This window comes from Streptomyces sp. NBC_00539 (genome assembly GCF_036346105.1).
Classification (GTDB): domain Bacteria; phylum Actinomycetota; class Actinomycetes; order Streptomycetales; family Streptomycetaceae; genus Streptomyces.
In genome coordinates, this window is record NZ_CP107811.1 from 5,668,045 (window position 1) to 5,686,394 (window position 18,350).

Consider the following 18,350-nt stretch of genomic DNA (forward strand, 5'->3'; position numbering starts at 1 on the left):
GTGGGTAGTCTCGCCTTCGTGCCGCAGGGGTGCGAGGGGGAGTCTTCATGTCCATCAGGCCGCGTTACCGACGGGTTTCCGCATTACAGAGGCAATTCTTCAATCGCGAGGGGTTGCTCGCGGTGTACGACGAGGAGCTACAGGCGATCTCGGAACGCCCCAGGGTCCTCAACATCGTGGGTGTCGGAGGCATCGGGAAGTCCCGTCTGTTGCAGGAGTTACGGCTCCGCACGCCCGAACGCCACCGCACGGCCCGGCTGGACCTCCAACTGCCGACCTTGCGGCAGCAGGAGGACGCCCTGGCCGTGCTCCGCACCGAATACGGTGCCCAGGGAGTGAAGTTCGACCGGTTCGACATCGCCTACGCGGTCCTGTGGCAGCGGGTGCACCCGCAACTGCAGATGGACCGGAAGAACACCCCCTTCGCCGAGGAGAGCGAGGTGCTCTCGAAGATCCTGGACGATGCCATGGGGTTGCCGGTCTTCGGCACCGCGGCGGGCCTGGTGAGGCTCACCGGCCGGGCGGTCGCCAATCGCCAGCGCAGGCAGCGCATCGAAGCGGACCCCACGCTGCGGGAACTCGACGGCCTCTCCAATGCGGAACTGGGTCACGCCGTGACCTACCTGTTCGCCGAGGATCTGCGGCAGTCGGCTCGGGAGCAGCCGTTCGTGCTGTACGTCGACGCTTACGAAGCGATGGTGCCCGCACCGCTCCCGGGCGGCCGCAGCTTCGCCTCGGACGCCTGGCTTCGCGATCTGCTGGGGCAGTTGCACGGTGGTCTCACCGTGCTGGCGAGCCGCGAGCCGCTCGCATGGGCGGCGTACGACAAGGACTGGGACGCGGTGATCCGCCGGGTGCGGGTGGAAGGCCTGCCGATGGACGCCCGGCTCGACTTGTTGCGTCAGGCGGGGATCACGGAGCTCCCGAGGCAACGGTCGATCGCCGAGGCCAGCGCCGGTGTCCCGTTCTACCTCCACCTGGCAGTGGACACACATGTCCAGCATCCCGGGCGTACGGAGGACGCCGGAACGTCTGAGGAGATCGTCCAGCGCTTCCTGCAGCACGTGGCCCCTGACGAGGTCAGGATTCTCGAACTGCTCAGCGTCGCCAGAACCTTCGACCTCGACGTGTTCCGCACCGTCGGGCGACACTTCGACCTGCCCGCCAACTTGCTGACCTGGGAATCCCTCACGGCGTACTCCTTCGCGTACCCGTTGCCCGAAGGCTGGTACCGGCTGCATCAGCTGATGGTCTCCGCGCTGCAAGGGCACCTGTCGCCCGCGGTGAAACGCGAGGTGCACGCGGTGCTGGCTACACATTGGGAAGGGCTCGCGGACCGTATCGAGCGGGGAGCGGAAAGGACGGGCGTGGCCCGGTCGTCCCCCCTCAGGGAGGCGGTGTACCACGGGCTGCGCGCCGGCAACCTGTCGCCGGACGAGATTCTCAGGCACGCCGACCGCGCCCTCGGGATGAGCAGCCGACAGGCCGTGGACGGAATGGTCAAGGACCTGAGGGACCACCTGGCATCCGCGGACCCTCAGCAGGACCGGTCGTCCGTGGCAGTCGTCCGTGACGTCGCCGACTGTCTGGAAGCGGAATCCCGGTTGGAGCTGGGGGACACCGGCGCGGCGATCGCGCTGACACCTGTGCGCGAGACGCCCGCACGGTCGATGGTCGCGGCCAGGCTGGCGCTCGCCGGGGCCAATGCCCGGCGGATCGCCGGCGAGAGCGGACTGGCCTCCACGATCTTCGAACGGGTCTGGCAGGACCACGCGGGCGAGGCTCGGACCTCGGCCGGCTTCTGCGTCGCGGACATCCGCATGTGGCAGGGCGACTTCCAAGGGGCCTTCGCCCTCGCCGAGGAAGTCCACGCCATCTGTTCTCCCCGGGAGCGGGCCGTCCGAGGTGACCTCAAGAGACTGATGCACCTGGGCCATCGGTTCTTGATGGACTTCGCGAGCGCCGAGGACCTGCTGGAGCAGGCGGAAGAGGACTATCGCGCGGTCGACTCGGTGATCGGTATGGCCAACGTCCGGACGAACCGGGCGGAGCTCCTCGCCTTCACCGATCCTGAGGCCGCCGTCGCCGAAGCGGGTGCCGCTCTCGACGTGCAGCGGGAGCTCGGCGCGCAGCATGAGATCGGCAAGGTTTACACCGCCATGGCCCTTGCGCAGATCCGGCTGGGACAACTGGAACGCGCCGAGTTGTCTTTCCGCAACGCCAATGCGGCCCTCGACCGGGCGGGCTACCGCTCTGGCCGGGCGCGCGCCGACATGTTCCGCTCCTTCCTGCTCCTGCGCCGAGGGGAGCGGGATGCGGCGGGAGCGCTGCTGCGTCACGCGACTCGTGAGTTCGAGGTGTGCCAGGTCTATCCCTCACTGATCCTCGCCATCCACCGGGCGACCGAGTTGATCGGTTTAGAGGACGCGTACATCACGGCGGCGGCCGACCGGGCGCGCCCCGCTATCCGACCCCTGGGGGCGGCGCGAGAGCTGGAAGAACGCACGGAGTACGTCCTGTCGATGTTCGTCGAGGTGGACTCATGACCTGGTTGGGCCTTTTCGGGCAGGCACAGAAGGCGGAGGGGGCCGCAGCCGGCTACTACAACCGCAACGTAGGGGTTCGGACTGCCGACGGGAAGGTCAACGTGCGTATTCCGCTGGCGGCCGCCGACACCATGGATCTGCGGCTGTGGCGTGAGGAAGACGTTCTGACCTGCATCGAACCGTACGTCGTGCGGGTGCCGGAGCTGCGCCACGTTTCCGAGGAGCCCCGCTTCCAGGTGCACCACTTCATCGAGGGGCGCGTCCTCGACGTCTTCTCGCCACGGGGTGCAGCGGTTCCCCCGCACGTGATCGGTGATGTGGTCGTGCTGTTGGACCAGCTCCGCCGTATCCCGGCGGAGAAGACACCACCACTGCCGGAGCACTGGCCCGCCTCCGGTGACAGCAGCGGATTCGCACGCCTGTTGACCCGGCTCACCCGTCAGGTCCACACGACGTACCGCGACGAGTACCGGGAGGTTTTCGCCGGGCTCGGCATCCCGGATGATCCCCTGGAAGTCGTGGAGACCCGCTGGGACTCCCTCACGCCGCGGCCGTTCTCGGTGCTCCACGCCGACCTCCACCGGAAGAACATGATCGTGGCGGACGGAGCCACCTGGTTCCTCGACTGGGAGCTCGCCCTGTGGGGTGACCCGTTGTACGAAATTGCCATCCACCTCCACAAGATGGACTATCCGGACGAGCAGCGGACCGAGGTCCTGAGGTTGTGGCGAGAGACCCTTCCGGAGCGGTCCACCGTCGGTCCGTCCGATGACCTCGACCTGTACGCGGCACACGAGCGGATCAAGTCGGCGATCGTGGACACCGTCCGCTACTCGAAGCAACTGGCGGGCTCCACCCAGAAGGAGAGGGACTTCCTCATCGAGCGTCTGACGAAGAAGACCAATGCCGCACGCCAGGTGTGGGCCTTGCTGCCCGACCTGACACCCCGGCGGGTCGGCTCCCTCCTCGCTCCCTGGAAGAAGTGACCATGGACCCGATCGCCCTGTACAAGGAAGCCTGCGAGCGGGGTGCGGCCCTGTCGGGGCACTACCACCGCAACGTCAGGGTGGAGGCGGACAGCGGACCGGTCGTCGTACGCATCCGCACGGGCAAGTCCGAGCCCATGGACCTGACCTTGTGGCCGGAGGCGGAGGTGCTGGCGGCGATCGCCCCCTGGGTGCCGTCGGCTCCGCGACTGCTGTACGAGGGCGCCGATCCCGCGTTCCAGATCCACCGGTTCGTCGCCGGGCGCCGCGTCGACGAGCTGGTGCCCGAGGGCAAGCCGTTGCCCGAGACCGTGGCGAGGGGCATCGTGGGCCTTTTCGGCGAGCTGTCCCGGGTGCCTCGGTCCGCGCTGCCCACCACCCCGCCGGACTGGCCGGCGGACGGCGATGCGCGTGGTTTCGCCGAGCGTCTGCTGGAGCTGGTAGGGGTGATCCGCGGGCGGGCGGACGATCGAGTCGAAGGGCTCTACCGGGCCCTCGGGGTCCCGGCGGACCCCTGTCGGACGCTGCGCGACAGGGTGCGCGATCTGAGGGGACGCCGCTTCGGGCTCCTGCACGCGGACATCCACCGACAGAACATGATCGTCACCGAGGACGGCGGAATCGCACTCCTGGACTGGGAGCTCGCTCTGTGGGGTGACCCCGTGTACGAACTGGCCGATCACCTGCACAAGATGGCTTACGGACCGGCCGAGCGGCGCGCGGTGGCACAGGGGTGGGAGCGGCAGGTTCCCGACGGGTACCGCCAGGGCTGGAGGGCCGATCTCGAGTACTACCTTGCCTACGAGGCGGTGAAGTCCGCTGTGGTGGACACCGTGCGCTGGGGGCGGCGGATCGCCGGGGAGCAGGATGCCGCGGTCAGGCTGGAGCTCTCGCGGCAGCTCGCGGACAAGCTGGCCGCAGCGGCCCCGCACTGGGGCGAGCACGCGTCTGCAGTGCTTCACCCCGGCGAGATCGAGGCGGCAGTGTGCCGTCAAGCGGCCTGAGAAGAGCCTCGAGCCGGAGGCCGGGCATGCGTAGTGTGGCCGGGCGGTAGGCTCGCGGTCCGTGATCGAAACCCTTGTCTGGATCGTCCTCGCGCTCGGTGTCGTCGGCGTGTACCTGAGCTGGACCGCCGGGCGGCTCGACCGGCTGCATTCGCGGATGGACGCCGCGCGGGCCGCGCTCGACGCGCAGTTGGTCCGGCGGGCCTCCGTGGTGCTGGAGGTGGCCACCTCCGGGGTGCTCGACCCCGCGTCCTCGCTGGTGCTGTACGAAGCGGCGCACGCGGCGCGGCAGGCCGAGGAGGAGCAGCGCGAGGTGGCCGAGAGCGAGCTGAGCCAGGCGCTGCGCGCGGTGTTCGCCGACGCGGACCAGGTCGATGCGGTGAAGGCGGCGCCCGGTGGGGTGGCGGCCGCGGAGGAGCTCGCGGCGGCCGTGCGCCGGGTGCCGATGGCCCGGCGCTTCCACAACGACGCCGTGCGGGCCGCCCGGGCCCTGCGCAGGCACCGCAAGGTGCGCTGGTTCCGCCTGGCGGGCCACGCCCCCTTCCCGCTCGCCTTCGAGATGGACGACGAGCCGCCCGCGGACCTCGCCGACCGCCCCTGAGGGCTGCCGGGGACCCGTCGGCGTGCGTACTTGTACCGGATGGCCAAATCGGAAGGAGCCACCGGCTCCTCATTGGCCCTTGCAGTGGACTGGACGCGGGGGGTTTCCTCAGTGCTGTAGTACCGCAGCACCCTTCTTCCTTCGAGTGAGGTCAATCCGTGAGCACGCTTCCCTCCACCCCGCAGTCCGCTGAGTCGGCTATCGGCACCTCCCGCGTCAAGCGCGGCATGGCCGAGCAGCTCAAGGGCGGCGTGATCATGGACGTGGTCAACGCCGAGCAGGCGAAGATCGCCGAAGACGCCGGCGCCGTCGCCGTCATGGCCCTGGAGCGGGTCCCGGCCGACATCCGCAAGGACGGCGGGGTCGCCCGCATGTCCGACCCGAACATGATCGAAGAGATCATCGAGGCCGTCTCGATCCCCGTCATGGCCAAGTCCCGCATCGGCCACTTCGTCGAGGCCCAGGTCCTGCAGTCCCTCGGCGTCGACTACATCGACGAGTCCGAGGTCCTCACCCCGGCCGACGAGGTCAACCACTCCGACAAGTGGGCGTTCACCACCCCCTTCGTCTGCGGTGCCACCAACCTCGGCGAGGCCCTGCGCCGCATCGCCGAGGGCGCGGCCATGATCCGCTCCAAGGGCGAGGCCGGTACCGGCAACGTCGTCGAGGCCGTCCGCCACCTGCGCCAGATCAAGAACGAGATCGCCAAGCTGCGCGGCTTCGACAACAACGAGCTGTACGCCGCCGCCAAGGAGCTGCGCGCCCCGTACGAGCTGGTCAAGGAAGTCGCCGAGCTCGGCAAGCTCCCCGTCGTGCTGTTCTCCGCCGGTGGCGTGGCCACCCCGGCCGACGCCGCCCTGATGCGTCAGCTCGGCGCCGAGGGCGTCTTCGTCGGTTCCGGCATCTTCAAGTCCGGCGACCCGGCCAAGCGCGCCGCCGCCATCGTGAAGGCCACCACCTTCTACGACGACCCGAAGATCATCGCGGACGCCTCCCGCAACCTGGGCGAGGCCATGGTCGGCATCAACTGCGACACCCTGCCCGAGGCCGAGCGTTACGCCAACCGGGGCTGGTAATGACGACTCCCACCATCGGTGTCCTGGCTCTGCAGGGCGACGTACGGGAGCACCTGATCGCCCTGGCCGCGGCGGACGCCGTGGCCAGGCCGGTCCGGCGTCCCGAGGAGCTGACCGAGGTCGACGCCCTGGTCATCCCCGGCGGCGAGTCCACGACCATGTCGAAGCTGGCCGTGCTGTTCGGCATGCTGGAGCCGCTGCGCGAGCGCGTGCGGGCCGGGATGCCGGTCTACGGCACCTGTGCGGGCATGATCATGCTCGCGGACAAGCTGCTGGACGGCCGTGAGGACCAGGAGACGCTCGGCGGCATCGACATGATCGTGCGCCGCAACGCCTTCGGGCGGCAGAACGAGTCCTTCGAGGCGAAGATCGACTTCGCGGGCATCGGGGGCGGCCCCGTCGAGGGCGTCTTCATCCGTGCCCCGTGGGTCGAGTCGGTCGGCGCGGCCGCCGAGGTGCTCGCCACGTACGACGGCCACACCGTCGCCGTGCGGCAGGGCAACGTGCTGGCCACCTCGTTCCACCCGGAACTCACCGGCGATGACCGCGTTCACGCGTACTTCGTCGACATGGTGCGCGCGGGGCTGTAATCAGGTCCCGGTAGGATCGGTGACGAACACTGTTGGTGACGCGAAGGAGACAGGCGGATGTCCGGCCACTCTAAATGGGCTACGACGAAGCACAAGAAGGCCGTGATCGATGCCAAGCGCGGCAAGCTCTTCGCGAAGCTGATCAAGAACATCGAGGTCGCGGCCCGGATGGGCGGCGCCGACATCGACGGCAACCCGACGCTCTTCGACGCCATTCAGAAGGCCAAGAAGAGCTCGGTCCCGAACAAGAACATCGACTCCGCGGTCAAGCGCGGCGGCGGCCTCGAGGCCGGCGGCGCCGACTACGAGACGATCATGTACGAGGGCTACGGCCCGAACGGTGTCGCGGTGCTCATCGAGTGCCTCACCGACAACCGCAACCGTGCCGCCTCCGACGTCCGCGTCGCCATGACCCGCAACGGCGGTTCGATGGCCGACCCGGGCTCGGTCTCGTACCTGTTCAACCGCAAGGGCGTCGTCCTGCTGCCCAAGGGCGAGCTCACCGAGGACGACGTCCTGGAGACGGTGCTCGAAGCCGGGGCCGAAGAGGTCAACGACAACGGCGACACCTTCGAGATCATCAGCGAGCCCACCGACATGGTCGCGGTCCGGACCGCGCTCCAGGAGGCGGGCATCGACTACGACTCGGCCGACTCCAGCTTCGTCCCGACCATGCAGGTCGAGCTCGACGAGGAGGGCGCGCGCAAGATCTTCAAGCTGATCGACGCGCTGGAGGACAGCGACGACGTGCAGAACGTCTTCGCCAACTTCGACGTCTCGGACGAGGTCATGGAGAAGGTCGACGCGTAGGACTTCGCTTCCGCCCAGCGTGTGGTGACGGGCCGACGGGGACACACCCCGTCGGCCCGTCGTCATGTCAGTGCGGCCCGATAGCCTGCACACGGACAGGCGAGCGAAAGAGGGGGGAGGGCGAGGTGCGCGTACTCGGTGTGGACCCGGGGCTGACGCGGTGCGGTGTCGGCGTGGTCGAGGGGGTCGCCGGCCGTCCCCTCACCATGCTCGGAGTGGGGGTCGTGCGGACGCCCGCCGACGCCGAGTTGGGGCTGCGGCTCGTCGCCGTCGAACGCGGCATGGAGGAGTGGCTGGACGAATACCGGCCCGAAGTCGTCGCCGTGGAGCGGGTCTTCAGCCAGCACAACGTCAGCACGGTGATGGGCACCGCCCAGGCCAGTGCCGTCGCCATGCTGTGCGCGGCCCGGCGCGGCCTGCCGGTCGCCCTGCACACCCCGAGCGAGGTCAAGGCCGCCGTCACCGGCTCCGGCCGGGCCGACAAGGCGCAGGTCGGGTCGATGGTGACCCGGCTGCTGCGGCTGAGCGCCCCGCCCAAACCGGCCGACGCCGCCGACGCCCTCGCGCTCGCCATCTGCCACATCTGGCGGGCCCCCGCCCAAAACCGCCTCCAGCAGGCGGTCGCCCTGCATGCCTCCGCCGTGAAAGGCCGCCCCTCATGATCGCGTTCGTCAGCGGCCCGGTCGCCGCCCTCGCCCCCGCCCTGGCCGTGATCGAGGTCGGGGGAGTGGGCATGGCCGTCCAGTGCACGCCGGCCACCATCGCCGGCCTGCGGCTGGGGGAGACGGCCAGGCTGGCCACGTCCCTGGTCGTACGGGAGGACTCGCTCACCCTGTACGGCTTCGCCGACGACGACGAACGTCAGGTCTTCGAGCTGCTCCAGACCGCGAGCGGGGTCGGTCCCCGGCTCGCCCAGGCCATGCTCGGCGTCCACAGCCCCGACGCCCTGCGCCTGGCCGTCTCCACGGGCGACGAGAAGGCCCTGATGGCGGTGCCGGGCATCGGCAAGAAGGGCGCGCAGAAGCTGCTGCTGGAGCTCAGGGACAAGCTGGGTGCGCCGCTGGGCGCCGTCGTGGGGGCCCAGCGGGCCGCCGCCACCGGCCCCGCGCCCTGGACGGAGCAGCTCTCCGCCGCCCTCATCGGCCTCGGCTACGCCTCCCGCGAGGCCGAGGAAGCCGTCACCGCCGTCACCCCGCAGGCCGAGGCCGCCCTCGCCGCGGGCGGCTCGGCGCCGGTCCCGCAGCTGCTGCGCGCCGCCCTGCAGTCCCTGAACCGGGCCCGCTGACCCGCACACCGCCGCGGGCGGGACGATGATCACCGTACGAACCGAGAAGGCAGACTGACACCGTGAACTGGGACGACGAGAGCGACCGCATTGTCGCGGCGGCGGCGGACGGCGAGGACACCGCCGTCGAGGCGGCCCTGCGCCCCAAGGACCTCGGGGAGTTCGTCGGCCAGGAGAAGGTCCGCCAGCAGCTGGACCTCGTCCTCAAGGCGGCCCGCCAGCGCGGCGCCACCGCCGACCACGTCCTGCTCTCCGGTGCGCCCGGCCTCGGCAAGACCACCCTGTCCATGATCATCGCGGCGGAGATGGGCGCGCCCATCCGGATCACCTCCGGCCCCGCCATCCAGCACGCCGGGGACCTCGCCGCGATCCTCTCCTCCCTGCAGGAGGGCGAGGTGCTCTTCCTGGACGAGATCCACCGCATGTCCCGGCCCGCCGAGGAGATGCTGTACATGGCCATGGAGGACTTCCGCGTCGACGTGATCGTCGGCAAGGGCCCGGGCGCGACCGCGATCCCCCTGGAGCTGCCGCCCTTCACCCTGGTCGGCGCGACCACCCGCGCCGGGCTGCTCCCGCCGCCGCTGCGGGACCGGTTCGGCTTCACCGGGCACATGGAGTTCTACGCCCCCGAGGAGCTGGAACGCGTCATCCACCGCTCCGCCCGCCTCCTCGACGTGGAGATCGACACCGCCGGGGCCGCCGAGATCGCCGGACGCTCGCGCGGCACCCCGCGCATCGCCAACCGCCTGCTGCGCCGGGTCCGGGACTACGCCCAGGTGCGGGCCGACGGAGTGATCACCCGGGAGATCGCCGGCACCGCCCTCCAGGTGTACGAGGTGGACGCGCGCGGCCTCGACCGGCTGGACCGGGCCGTGCTGGAGGCGCTGCTCAAGCTGTTCGGCGGCGGACCCGTAGGCCTGTCGACCCTCGCCGTCGCCGTCGGTGAGGAACGCGAGACCGTCGAGGAGGTCGCCGAGCCCTTCCTGGTCCGCGAGGGGCTGCTGGCGCGTACCCCGCGCGGGCGGGTCGCGACCCCCGCCGCATGGGCTCACCTGGGCCTTGTCCCGCCCGGGCAGGGAGCCGGTGGATCAAGCAGTGGATCAAGCGGACAACAGGGCTTGTTCGGGGCGTGACGGCGCGGAGGTTCGACCGCCCAGGAACCGCGGTGCCATGCTGGGCGTTGTTCCATCGGTGCGGACTCGCCTAGACTCCGCCGATGCCGACCCTTCGGGTCGGTATGCCCACCCCCGTAGAAAAGGCCGCCTCCCGCGCGGTCGTGCGAAGGATCTTCGTCCCGTGAATATCGGCATGCTCCTCCCATTCATCGTGCTCATCGGGGCGATGTTCCTGATGACCCGCTCCGCCAAGAAGAAGCAGCAGGCCGCCGCGCAGATGCGCGAGCACCTGACGCCCGGCACCGGCGTCCGCACCATCGGCGGCATGTACGCCACCGTCAAGGAGATCGGCGACGACACCCTCACCCTCGAGGTGGCCCCCGGTGTCCACGCGATCTACGCCAAGAACGCCATCGGCGCGGTCCTGGAGGACGCGGAGTACAACCGCATCGTCCACGGCATCACCGATGAGCCGGTCGGCGACGCGCCGGTCGTACCGGACGACGCCTCCTCGCTGACCGCGGGCGAGACGGACGAGCCGGTCAAGACCGACCTCTCCAAGGACCAGGACGAAGCTCCCAAGCTCGACCTGGGCAAGAAGGACGAGCCCAAGGGCGACGAGCCGAAGGACGGCAAGACCGACGGCGAGGCCGGCGCCAAGTAGCGACCGGCCGGGGACCGCGACGGCGCCTGACCGGCGGCCGGCGCGGTCCCCGTCAGCGACACTTCTGCGGGGGGCAGGGGTCCCCACCACACATTTCGTGGCCGTCCGCGCGCTGACCCGGCGCGGGGCGGTTGGACAGGGAGATACGACAAGGTGGCAGCACCGAAGAAGGGCCGGCGGCCCACGGGGGCTCAGGGGAGGCCGGGGCGCGCCCTGGCCATCATCCTGATCGCGATGGTGGCGCTCACCGCGGGGATGTTCCTCACGAAGCAGACGACGCCCCGGCTGGGCATCGACCTCGCGGGCGGCACGAGCATCACGCTCAAGGCCAAGAGCGAGCCCGGCAAGCCGGACGCGGTCAACGAGACCAACATGAACACGGCGGTCGGCATCATCGAGCGCCGCGTCAACGGTCTCGGCGTCTCGGAGGCCGAGGTCCAGACGCAGGGCCGCGACCACATCATCGTGAACATCCCCCGCGGGATGAACGAGCAGCAGGCGCGCGAGCAGGTCGGTACCACCGCCCAGCTGTACTTCCGCCCTGTCCTGGCCTTCGCCGACGGCGCCCCGATCACCCCGCAGGGGACGCCCAGCCCCTCCACGAGCGGTGCACCGAGCCCCTCCGCGAGCGGTTCCGGCGCCCCCAAGGCGGAGAACGGCAAGCCCGGCTCCTCGGCCACCCCGTCGTCCAGCGCCACTTCCCAGGGACGTGTGCTCAGCGAGGCCCTCAAGGCCCCGGGCGCCCCCTCTCCCTCGCCTTCGGCGAGCGAGTCGAAGAAGGCAGACGACAAGGCGCCGACCCCGGCCCCGACCCCGTCGGGCGCCGACGCCGCCGTCGCGGACCTGCAGGCGAAGTTCGCCGCGCTGGACTGCAACGACGAGAAGCAGCGCGCCACGGTGGGCAAGGACGTCAAGCCCGAGGACCCGACGCTCGCCTGCGGCAAGCGCGGTAACACCTGGGGCAAGTGGGTGCTCGGCCCGGCCGCCGTCAACGGCCAGGACGTGGACAACGCCAAGGGCGCGATCAACCCGCAGAGCGCCCAGTGGATCGTCACCATGCAGTTCACCGACAAGGGCGCCGACAAGTTCGCCAAGATCACCGGTGAGCTCGCCACCAAGCAGTCCCCGCAGAACCAGTTCGCCATCGTCCTCGACGGCGAGGTCATCTCCGACCCGTCCGTGAGCCAGGCGCTGACCGGCGGCAACGCCGAGATCTCGGGCGGCTTCACCCAGCAGTCCGCCCAGGACCTGGGCAACATGCTGTCGTACGGCGCGCTGCCGCTCTCCTTCCAGGAGGACAGCGTCACCACCGTCACGCCCGCGCTCGGCAGCGAGCAGCTCCAGGCCGGCCTCATCGCCGGCGCGATCGGCCTCGCGCTCGTCGTGATCTACCTGCTCGTGTACTACCGGGGTCTGGCCTTCATCGCCATCGTCAGCCTCCTGGTGTCCGCGCTGCTCACCTACACGATCATGGCGCTGCTCGGGAAGGGCATCGGGTTCGCGCTGAACCTGCCCGCCGTCTGCGGTGCCATCGTCGCGATCGGCATCACGGCGGACTCGTTCATCGTGTACTTCGAACGCATCCGCGACGAGATCCGCGAGGGCCGCACCCTGCGTCCGGCGGTGGAGCGTGCCTGGCCGCGGGCCCGGCGCACCATCCTGGTCTCCGACTTCGTGTCGTTCCTCGCCGCCGCGGTGCTGTTCATCGTCACCGTCGGCAAGGTGCAGGGCTTCGCCTTCACCCTGGGTCTGACCACCCTGCTCGACGTGGTCGTGGTGTTCCTCTTCACCAAGCCCGTCATGACCCTGCTGGCGCGGACGAAGTTCTTCTCCAGCGGCCACCCGTGGTCCGGGCTGGACCCCAAGCGCCTGGGCGCCAAGCCGCCGCTGCGCCGGTCCCGTCGTACCGCCGGCGGAGCGACCGCCACGGCCGTGCCCGCCCCCGTCGACGCAAAGGAGGCGTGAGATGTCGAAGCTGGGAGATCTCGGCGCCAGGCTGTACCGCGGTGAGGTCGGATACGACTTCGTCGGCAAGCGCTTTCTCTGGTACGGCGTTTCCATCCTGATCACCATCACGGCGATCGTGGCCCTGGCCGTTCAGGGCCTCAACATGGGCATCGAGTTCAAGGGCGGTGCCGTCTTCACCACCCCGAAGACGGCCGTCTCGGTCGCCCATGTGACCGAGGACGCCAAGAAGGCCTCCGGTCACGAGGCGATCGTCCAGGAGCTCGGCACCGGCGGCATGCGGATCCAGATCTCGGGTCTGGACACCGACGACGCGACCGGCGTGAAGAAGCAGCTCGCCACCGACCTCAAGGTCGACGCGAACCAGATCAACGCCGACCTCGTCGGCCCCAGCTGGGGCGAGCAGATCGCCAACAAGGCCTGGACGGGCCTCGGCATCTTCATGGTCCTCGTGGTGCTCTACCTCGCCATCGCCTTCGAATGGCGGATGGCGGTGGCCGCCCTGGTCGCGCTGATCCACGACCTCACCATCACCGTCGGCGTGTACGCGCTGGTCGGCTTCGAGGTCACGCCGGGCACCGTGATCGGTCTGCTGACGATCCTCGGTTACTCCCTCTACGACACCGTCGTCGTCTTCGACGGTCTCAAGGAGGGCTCGAAGGACATCACGAAGCAGACCCGCTACACGTTCAGCGAGGTCGCCAACCGCAGCATCAACGGCACGCTCGTCCGCTCGATCAACACCACGGTCGTGGCGCTGCTCCCGGTCGGCGCGCTGCTGTTCATCGGCGGCGGTTTCCTGGGCGCGGGCATGCTCAACGACATCTCGCTGTCGCTGTTCGTCGGTCTCGCGGCCGGCGCGTACTCCTCGATCTTCATCGCGACCCCGCTGGTCGTCGACCTCAAGGAGCGCGAGCCGGCTATGAAGGCGCTGCGCAAGCGGGTGCTCGCCAAGCGGGCGGCCGCGGCTGCCAAGGGAGAGTCCCCGGACGACGGGCCCGACGCCGAGGACGGCCCGCAGGTCGTCGCGCAGGGCCAGGGAAGGCGGCGCCGGTGACCGCGTGCACGCCCGAGGTGCGCGAGCTGCTCCTCAGCAGGATCAAGGACGTACCGGACTACCCCAAGCCGGGTGTGACGTTCAAGGACATCACCCCCCTGCTCGCCGACCCGAAGGCCTTCGCGGCGCTGACGGACGCGCTGGCGTCGCTGGCGCTGCGGTACGGCGCGACGAAGATCGTCGGGCTGGAGGCACGCGGGTTCATCCTGGCCGCGCCGGTGGCCGTGCAGGCCGGGATCGGCTTCGTGCCGGTGCGCAAGGCCGGCAAGCTGCCCGGTGCGACGCTGGGGCAGGCGTACGACCTGGAGTACGGGACCGCCGAGATCGAGGTCCACGCGGAGGACCTCGCGATCGGTGACCGGGTCATGGTCATCGACGACGTCCTGGCCACCGGCGGCACCGCGGAGGCTTCGCTCTCGCTGATCCGGCGGGCCGGAGCCGAGGTCGCGGGGGTGGCGGTCCTGATGGAGCTGTCCTTCCTGCCCGGACGCGCGAGGCTGGAGCCCGCCCTCGGCGGCGCCCCGCTGGACGCGCTGATCGTGGTCTGACGGCGCCGAGGCGCCGCGGCGGCGGGTACCCGGGATCTCCCGGGTACCCGCCGCTTTCGCGTACGCGACCGTTCCGCGAACCGGGAGGAGGCTCGGAGAACGGGGGGACGCAACCCTCGCTACCATGGGTTATCCGGACCTGACCGGGGCTCCGGATCCTCCTCCGGACTGCGTCCGGGGGGACCCCCAGAGGAGCGCTCTTGCCAGACGAGGTCCAGCCACTCTCCGCCGCTCAGCCCGACCCGCAGGCCGAGCAGGCCGCGGCGGCCGCCGCCACGCCCCCGCCCGCCCCGCCGGTCAGGCCCGCCCCGCCGGTCAAGCCGGTCCCGCCGGTCAAGCCCGCTCCGGCGAAGTCCGCCGGGTCGTCCAACCGCGTGCGCGCCCGCCTCGCCCGCCTCGGGGTCCAGCGTTCCAACCCGTACAACCCGGTACTGGAACCGCTGCTGCGCATAGTCCGCAGCAACGACCCGAAGATCGAGACGGCCACCCTGCGCCAGATCGAGCAGGCGTACCAGGTGGCCGAGCGCTGGCACCGCGGGCAGAAGCGCAAGAGCGGTGACCCGTACATCACCCACCCGCTCGCGGTGACGACGATCCTGGCCGAGCTCGGCATGGACCCGGCCACCCTGATGGCGGGCCTGCTGCACGACACCGTCGAGGACACCGAGTACGGCCTCGAACAGCTCAGACGCGACTTCGGCGATGCCGTCGCCCTGCTCGTCGACGGCGTCACCAAGCTGGACCGGGTCAAGTTCGGCGAGGCCGCGCAGGCCGAGACCGTGCGCAAGATGGTCGTGGCCATGGCCAAGGACCCCCGGGTGCTAGTGATCAAGCTCGCCGACCGCCTGCACAACATGCGCACCATGCGCTACCTCAAGCGGGAGAAACAGGAGAAGAAGGCCCGCGAGACCCTGGAGATCTACGCCCCGCTGGCGCATCGGCTGGGCATGAACACGATCAAGTGGGAACTCGAAGACCTGTCCTTCGCGATCCTGTACCCCAAGATGTACGACGAGATCGTGCGCCTGGTCGCCGAGCGGGCCCCCAAGCGGGACGAGTACCTCGCGATCGTCACCGACGAGGTCCAGGCCGACCTCCGGGCGGCCCGGATCAAGGCCACCGTCACCGGCCGGCCCAAGCACTACTACAGCGTCTACCAGAAGATGATCGTGCGGGGCCGCGATTTCGCCGAGATCTACGACCTGGTCGGCATCCGGGTCCTGGTGGACACCGTCCGGGACTGCTACGCGGCCCTCGGTACCGTGCACGCGCGCTGGAACCCGGTCCCCGGCCGGTTCAAGGACTACATCGCGATGCCGAAGTTCAACATGTACCAGTCGCTCCACACGACGGTCATCGGACCCAGCGGCAAGCCGGTCGAGCTCCAGATCCGCACCTTCGACATGCACCGCCGCGCCGAGTACGGCATCGCCGCGCACTGGAAGTACAAGCAGCAGACCGTCGCGGGCACCTCCAAGGTCCGCACCGACGTCCCGCAGGCGGCCAAGGGAAGCGCCGGCCAGGACACCGTCAACGACATGGCCTGGCTGCGCCAGCTGCTGGACTGGCAGAAGGAGACCGAGGACCCGGGCGAGTTCCTGGACTCACTGCGGTTCGACCTCTCCCGCAACGAGGTCTTCGTCTTCACGCCCAAGGGCGACGTCATCGCGCTGCCCGCCGGCGCCACCTCGGTGGACTTCGCGTACGCCGTCCACACCGAGGTCGGCCACCGCACCATAGGGGCGCGGGTCAACGGGCGGCTGGTACCGCTCGAATCGACCCTGGACAACGGCGACCTGGTCGAGGTGTTCACCTCCAAGGCCGAAGGCGCCGGGCCGTCCCGCGACTGGCTGGGCTTCGTCAAATCCCCGCGCGCCCGCAACAAGATCCGCGCCTGGTTCTCCAAGGAGCGCCGCGACGAGGCCATCGAGCACGGCAAGGACGCCATCGCCCGGGCCATGCGCAAGCAGAACCTGCCGATCCAGCGGATCCTTACGGGCGACTCCCTCGTCACCCTCGCGCACGAGATGCGCTACCCCGACATCTCCTCCCTGTACGCGGCGATCGGCGAGGGCCACGTGGCCGCGCAGGGCGTCGTGCAGAAGCTGGTCCAGGCCCTCGGCGGCGAGGACGCGGCCAACGAGGACATGGAGGAGAGCGTCCCGCCCTCGCGCGGACGCAAGCGCCGCGGCAGCGCCGACCCGGGTGTGGTCGTCAAGGGCGTCGACGACGTCTGGGTCAAGCTGGCCCGCTGCTGCACCCCGGTACCGGGCGACCCGATCATCGGGTTCGTCACGCGCGGCAGCGGCGTCTCGGTCCACCGCGCCGACTGCGTCAACGTGGACTCGCTCTCCCAGCAGCCCGAACGGATGCTGGAGGTCGAATGGGCGCCCACCCAGTCCTCCGTCTTCCTGGTCGCCATCCAGGTCGAGGCGCTGGACCGGTCCCGGTTGCTGTCGGACGTCACCCGCGTCCTGTCGGACCAGCACGTCAACATCCTCTCGGCGGCCGTGCAGACCTCCCGCGACCGGGTGGCCACCTCCCGGTTCACCTTCGAGATGGGCGACCCGAAGCACCTGGGACACGTCCTCAAGGCCGTGCGTGGCGTCGAGGGCGTCTACGACGTCTACCGCGTCACCTCGGCCCGCCGGCCGTAGGCTCGGTCGCACGGAAGGCGGCCCCGGTACGCGCGTACCGGGGCCAACTTCTTCCGCGCAGGCGCCTTCTTCCGCGCAGGAGGGCGGCGAGATCAGCCGCCGAACTCCTCAAGGCCCTTGAGCGCCTGGTCCAGCAGGGCCTGGCGGCCCTCCAGCTCCCGGGACAGCTTGTCGGCCTTCGCGTTGTTGCCCGTGGCGCGGGCCGCGTCGATCTGCTCGCGCAGCTTGTCGACGGCCGCCTGCAGCTGACCCGTCAGACCGGCCGCCCGGGCCCGCGCCTCCGGGTTCGTACGCCGCCACTCGCCTTCCTCGGCCTCCTGGATGGCCCGCTCCACCGCGTGCATCCGGCCCTCGACCTTGGGCCGCGCGTCACGCGGTACGTGGCCGATGGCCTCCCACCGCTCGTTGAGGGAGCGGAACGCGGCCCGGGCCGCCTTCAGGTCCGTCACCGGGACGAGCCTCTCGGCCTCCTCGGCCAGCTCCTCCTTGAGCCGCAGGTTCTCCACCTGCTCGGCGTCGCGCTCCGCGAAGACCTCGCTGCGGGCCGCGAAGAACACGTCCTGCGCACCGCGGAAGCGGTTCCACAGGTCGTCCTCCGCCTCCCGCTGCGCCCGGCCCGCCGCCTTCCAGCTCTCCATCAGCTCCCGGTAGCGGGCGGCCGTCGGACCCCAGTCCGTCGACTTCGACAGCGACTCGGCCTCGGCGACCAGCTTCTCCTTGGCCTTGCGGGCCTCCTCGCGCTGCGCGTCCAGCGAGGCGAAGTGCGCCTTGCGGCGCTTGGAGAACGCCGAGCGGGCGTGCGAGAAACGGTGCCACAGCTCGTCGTCCGACTTGCGGTCGAGCCGGGGCAGCCCCTTCCAGATGTCCACCAGGGCGCGCAGCCGCTCGCCCGCGCTGCGCCACTGGTCGCTCTGTGCCAGCTGCTCGGCCTCGGTGACCAGCGCGTCCTTGGCCGCCCGGGCCTCGTCCGCCTGCTTGGCCTTCTGGACCTTGCGCTCCTCGCGCCGCGACTCCACCGTCGCGACCAGCTTGTCCAGCCGGACGCGCAGCGCGTCGAGGTCACCCACGGCGTGGTGCTCGTCCACCTGCGTACGCAGGTGGTCGATCGCGGTCTGGGCGTCCTTGGCGGACAGATCGGTGGTCCGCACCCGCCGTTCGAGGAGGCCGATCTCGACCACCAGGCCCTCGTACTTGCGCTCGAAGTAGGCCAGGGCCTCCTCAGGGGTGCCCGCCTGCCAGGAGCCGACGACCTGCTCGCCCTCGGCAGTACGCACGTACACGGTGCCGGTCTCGTCGACTCGGCCCCACGGGTCGCTGCTCACAGCGCCTCCTCCACCTGATGCCTCGCGAGGGGTTCACCCCCGGGCATCGTCCACAGTTTCCTGGGGCGGGCCGCGCCCGCCCTGCACAACGCCAACATAGGCGACCGCCGGGCCGGCTGTCCGC

16 protein-coding genes are annotated in these 18,350 nt (G+C 70.2%); 15 read left to right on the forward strand and 1 reads right to left on the reverse strand.

Features of this window, described 5'->3' with window-relative positions:
* The first annotated feature begins 47 nt into the window (after positions 1–47).
* The 15 genes from OG861_RS25490 to OG861_RS25560 all read left to right on the forward strand — a co-directional run bounded on the left by OG861_RS25490 (position 48) and on the right by OG861_RS25560 (position 16,904).
* Positions 48–2,546, forward strand: coding sequence for a hypothetical protein (locus OG861_RS25490; RefSeq protein ID WP_329193719.1), 2,499 nt, complete (start codon positions 48–50; stop codon positions 2,544–2,546).
* A complete protein-coding gene (locus OG861_RS25495) occupies positions 2,543–3,532 on the forward strand; it encodes a phosphotransferase family protein (protein WP_329193717.1) in 990 nt (329 codons plus the stop codon). Before OG861_RS25490 ends, OG861_RS25495 begins: the two co-directional genes overlap by 4 nt.
* A gap of 2 nt (positions 3,533–3,534) precedes the next feature.
* The gene (locus OG861_RS25500; protein ID WP_329193715.1) at positions 3,535–4,536 is read left to right on the forward strand and encodes an aminoglycoside phosphotransferase family protein; all 1,002 of its coding nucleotides are present in this window, start codon (positions 3,535–3,537) and stop codon (positions 4,534–4,536) included.
* Between the two features lie 61 nt (positions 4,537–4,597).
* Positions 4,598–5,137 (forward strand): hypothetical protein, encoded by a 540-nt coding sequence (locus tag OG861_RS25505; protein ID WP_329193713.1) that lies wholly within the window; start codon positions 4,598–4,600, stop codon positions 5,135–5,137.
* Between the two features lie 158 nt (positions 5,138–5,295).
* The gene (gene pdxS / locus OG861_RS25510; protein WP_030157377.1) at positions 5,296–6,213 is read left to right on the forward strand and encodes a pyridoxal 5'-phosphate synthase lyase subunit PdxS; all 918 of its coding nucleotides are present in this window, start codon (positions 5,296–5,298) and stop codon (positions 6,211–6,213) included.
* Positions 6,213–6,803, forward strand: coding sequence for a pyridoxal 5'-phosphate synthase glutaminase subunit PdxT (gene pdxT, locus OG861_RS25515; RefSeq protein ID WP_329193710.1), 591 nt, complete (start codon positions 6,213–6,215; stop codon positions 6,801–6,803). Before pdxS ends, pdxT begins: the two co-directional genes overlap by 1 nt.
* Before the next feature lie 57 nt (positions 6,804–6,860).
* Positions 6,861–7,613 (forward strand): YebC/PmpR family DNA-binding transcriptional regulator, encoded by a 753-nt coding sequence (locus OG861_RS25520; RefSeq protein ID WP_329193708.1) that lies wholly within the window; start codon positions 6,861–6,863, stop codon positions 7,611–7,613.
* A gap of 125 nt (positions 7,614–7,738) precedes the next feature.
* Positions 7,739–8,275 (forward strand): crossover junction endodeoxyribonuclease RuvC, encoded by a 537-nt coding sequence (gene ruvC / locus OG861_RS25525; RefSeq protein ID WP_329193706.1) that lies wholly within the window; start codon positions 7,739–7,741, stop codon positions 8,273–8,275.
* On the forward strand, positions 8,272–8,898 hold the full coding sequence (gene ruvA / locus OG861_RS25530) for a Holliday junction branch migration protein RuvA (protein WP_330261869.1): 627 nt from the start codon (positions 8,272–8,274) through the stop codon (positions 8,896–8,898). The genes ruvC and ruvA overlap by 4 nt, the downstream gene beginning before the upstream one ends.
* A 62-nt stretch (positions 8,899–8,960) precedes the next feature.
* Positions 8,961–10,031, forward strand: a complete 1,071-nt coding sequence (gene ruvB, locus OG861_RS25535; protein ID WP_329193702.1) for a Holliday junction branch migration DNA helicase RuvB — start codon at positions 8,961–8,963, stop codon at positions 10,029–10,031.
* A gap of 163 nt (positions 10,032–10,194) precedes the next feature.
* On the forward strand, positions 10,195–10,677 hold the full coding sequence (yajC, locus tag OG861_RS25540; protein WP_329193700.1) for a preprotein translocase subunit YajC: 483 nt from the start codon (positions 10,195–10,197) through the stop codon (positions 10,675–10,677).
* A gap of 153 nt (positions 10,678–10,830) precedes the next feature.
* Positions 10,831–12,642, forward strand: coding sequence for a protein translocase subunit SecD (gene secD / locus OG861_RS25545; RefSeq protein WP_329193698.1), 1,812 nt, complete (start codon positions 10,831–10,833; stop codon positions 12,640–12,642).
* A 1-nt stretch (position 12,643) separates the two neighbouring features.
* Positions 12,644–13,699: a protein translocase subunit SecF gene (gene secF / locus OG861_RS25550; protein ID WP_329375180.1), complete on the forward strand. Its 1,056-nt coding sequence runs from the start codon at positions 12,644–12,646 to the stop codon at positions 13,697–13,699.
* Complete coding sequence (locus tag OG861_RS25555; protein WP_329193697.1) at positions 13,696–14,247, forward strand: adenine phosphoribosyltransferase; 552 nt, start codon at positions 13,696–13,698, stop codon at positions 14,245–14,247. The genes secF and OG861_RS25555 overlap by 4 nt, the downstream gene beginning before the upstream one ends.
* Positions 14,248–14,447: 200 nt before the next feature.
* Positions 14,448–16,904, forward strand: coding sequence for a RelA/SpoT family protein (locus tag OG861_RS25560; RefSeq protein WP_329193695.1), 2,457 nt, complete (start codon positions 14,448–14,450; stop codon positions 16,902–16,904).
* A gap of 92 nt (positions 16,905–16,996) precedes the next feature.
* Here the strand turns inward: OG861_RS25560 and OG861_RS25565 are convergent, their stop codons facing one another.
* Positions 16,997–18,226 (reverse strand): DUF349 domain-containing protein, encoded by a 1,230-nt coding sequence (locus OG861_RS25565; protein WP_329193693.1) that lies wholly within the window; start codon positions 18,224–18,226, stop codon positions 16,997–16,999.
* Positions 18,227–18,350: the final 124 nt, after the last annotated feature.

Coding starts and splice junctions, on each gene's coding strand:
- ruvA (WP_330261869.1), top strand. CDS start 8,272: ATGATCGCGTTCGTCAGCGGCCCGGTCGCCGCCCTCGCCCCCGCCCTG.
- secF (WP_329375180.1), top strand. CDS start 12,644: ATGTCGAAGCTGGGAGATCTCGGCGCCAGGCTGTACCGCGGTGAGGTC.
- OG861_RS25520 (WP_329193708.1), top strand. CDS start 6,861: ATGTCCGGCCACTCTAAATGGGCTACGACGAAGCACAAGAAGGCCGTG.
- OG861_RS25495 (WP_329193717.1), top strand. CDS start 2,543: ATGACCTGGTTGGGCCTTTTCGGGCAGGCACAGAAGGCGGAGGGGGCC.
- OG861_RS25500 (WP_329193715.1), top strand. CDS start 3,535: ATGGACCCGATCGCCCTGTACAAGGAAGCCTGCGAGCGGGGTGCGGCC.
- pdxT (WP_329193710.1), top strand. CDS start 6,213: ATGACGACTCCCACCATCGGTGTCCTGGCTCTGCAGGGCGACGTACGG.
- OG861_RS25490 (WP_329193719.1), top strand. CDS start 48: ATGTCCATCAGGCCGCGTTACCGACGGGTTTCCGCATTACAGAGGCAA.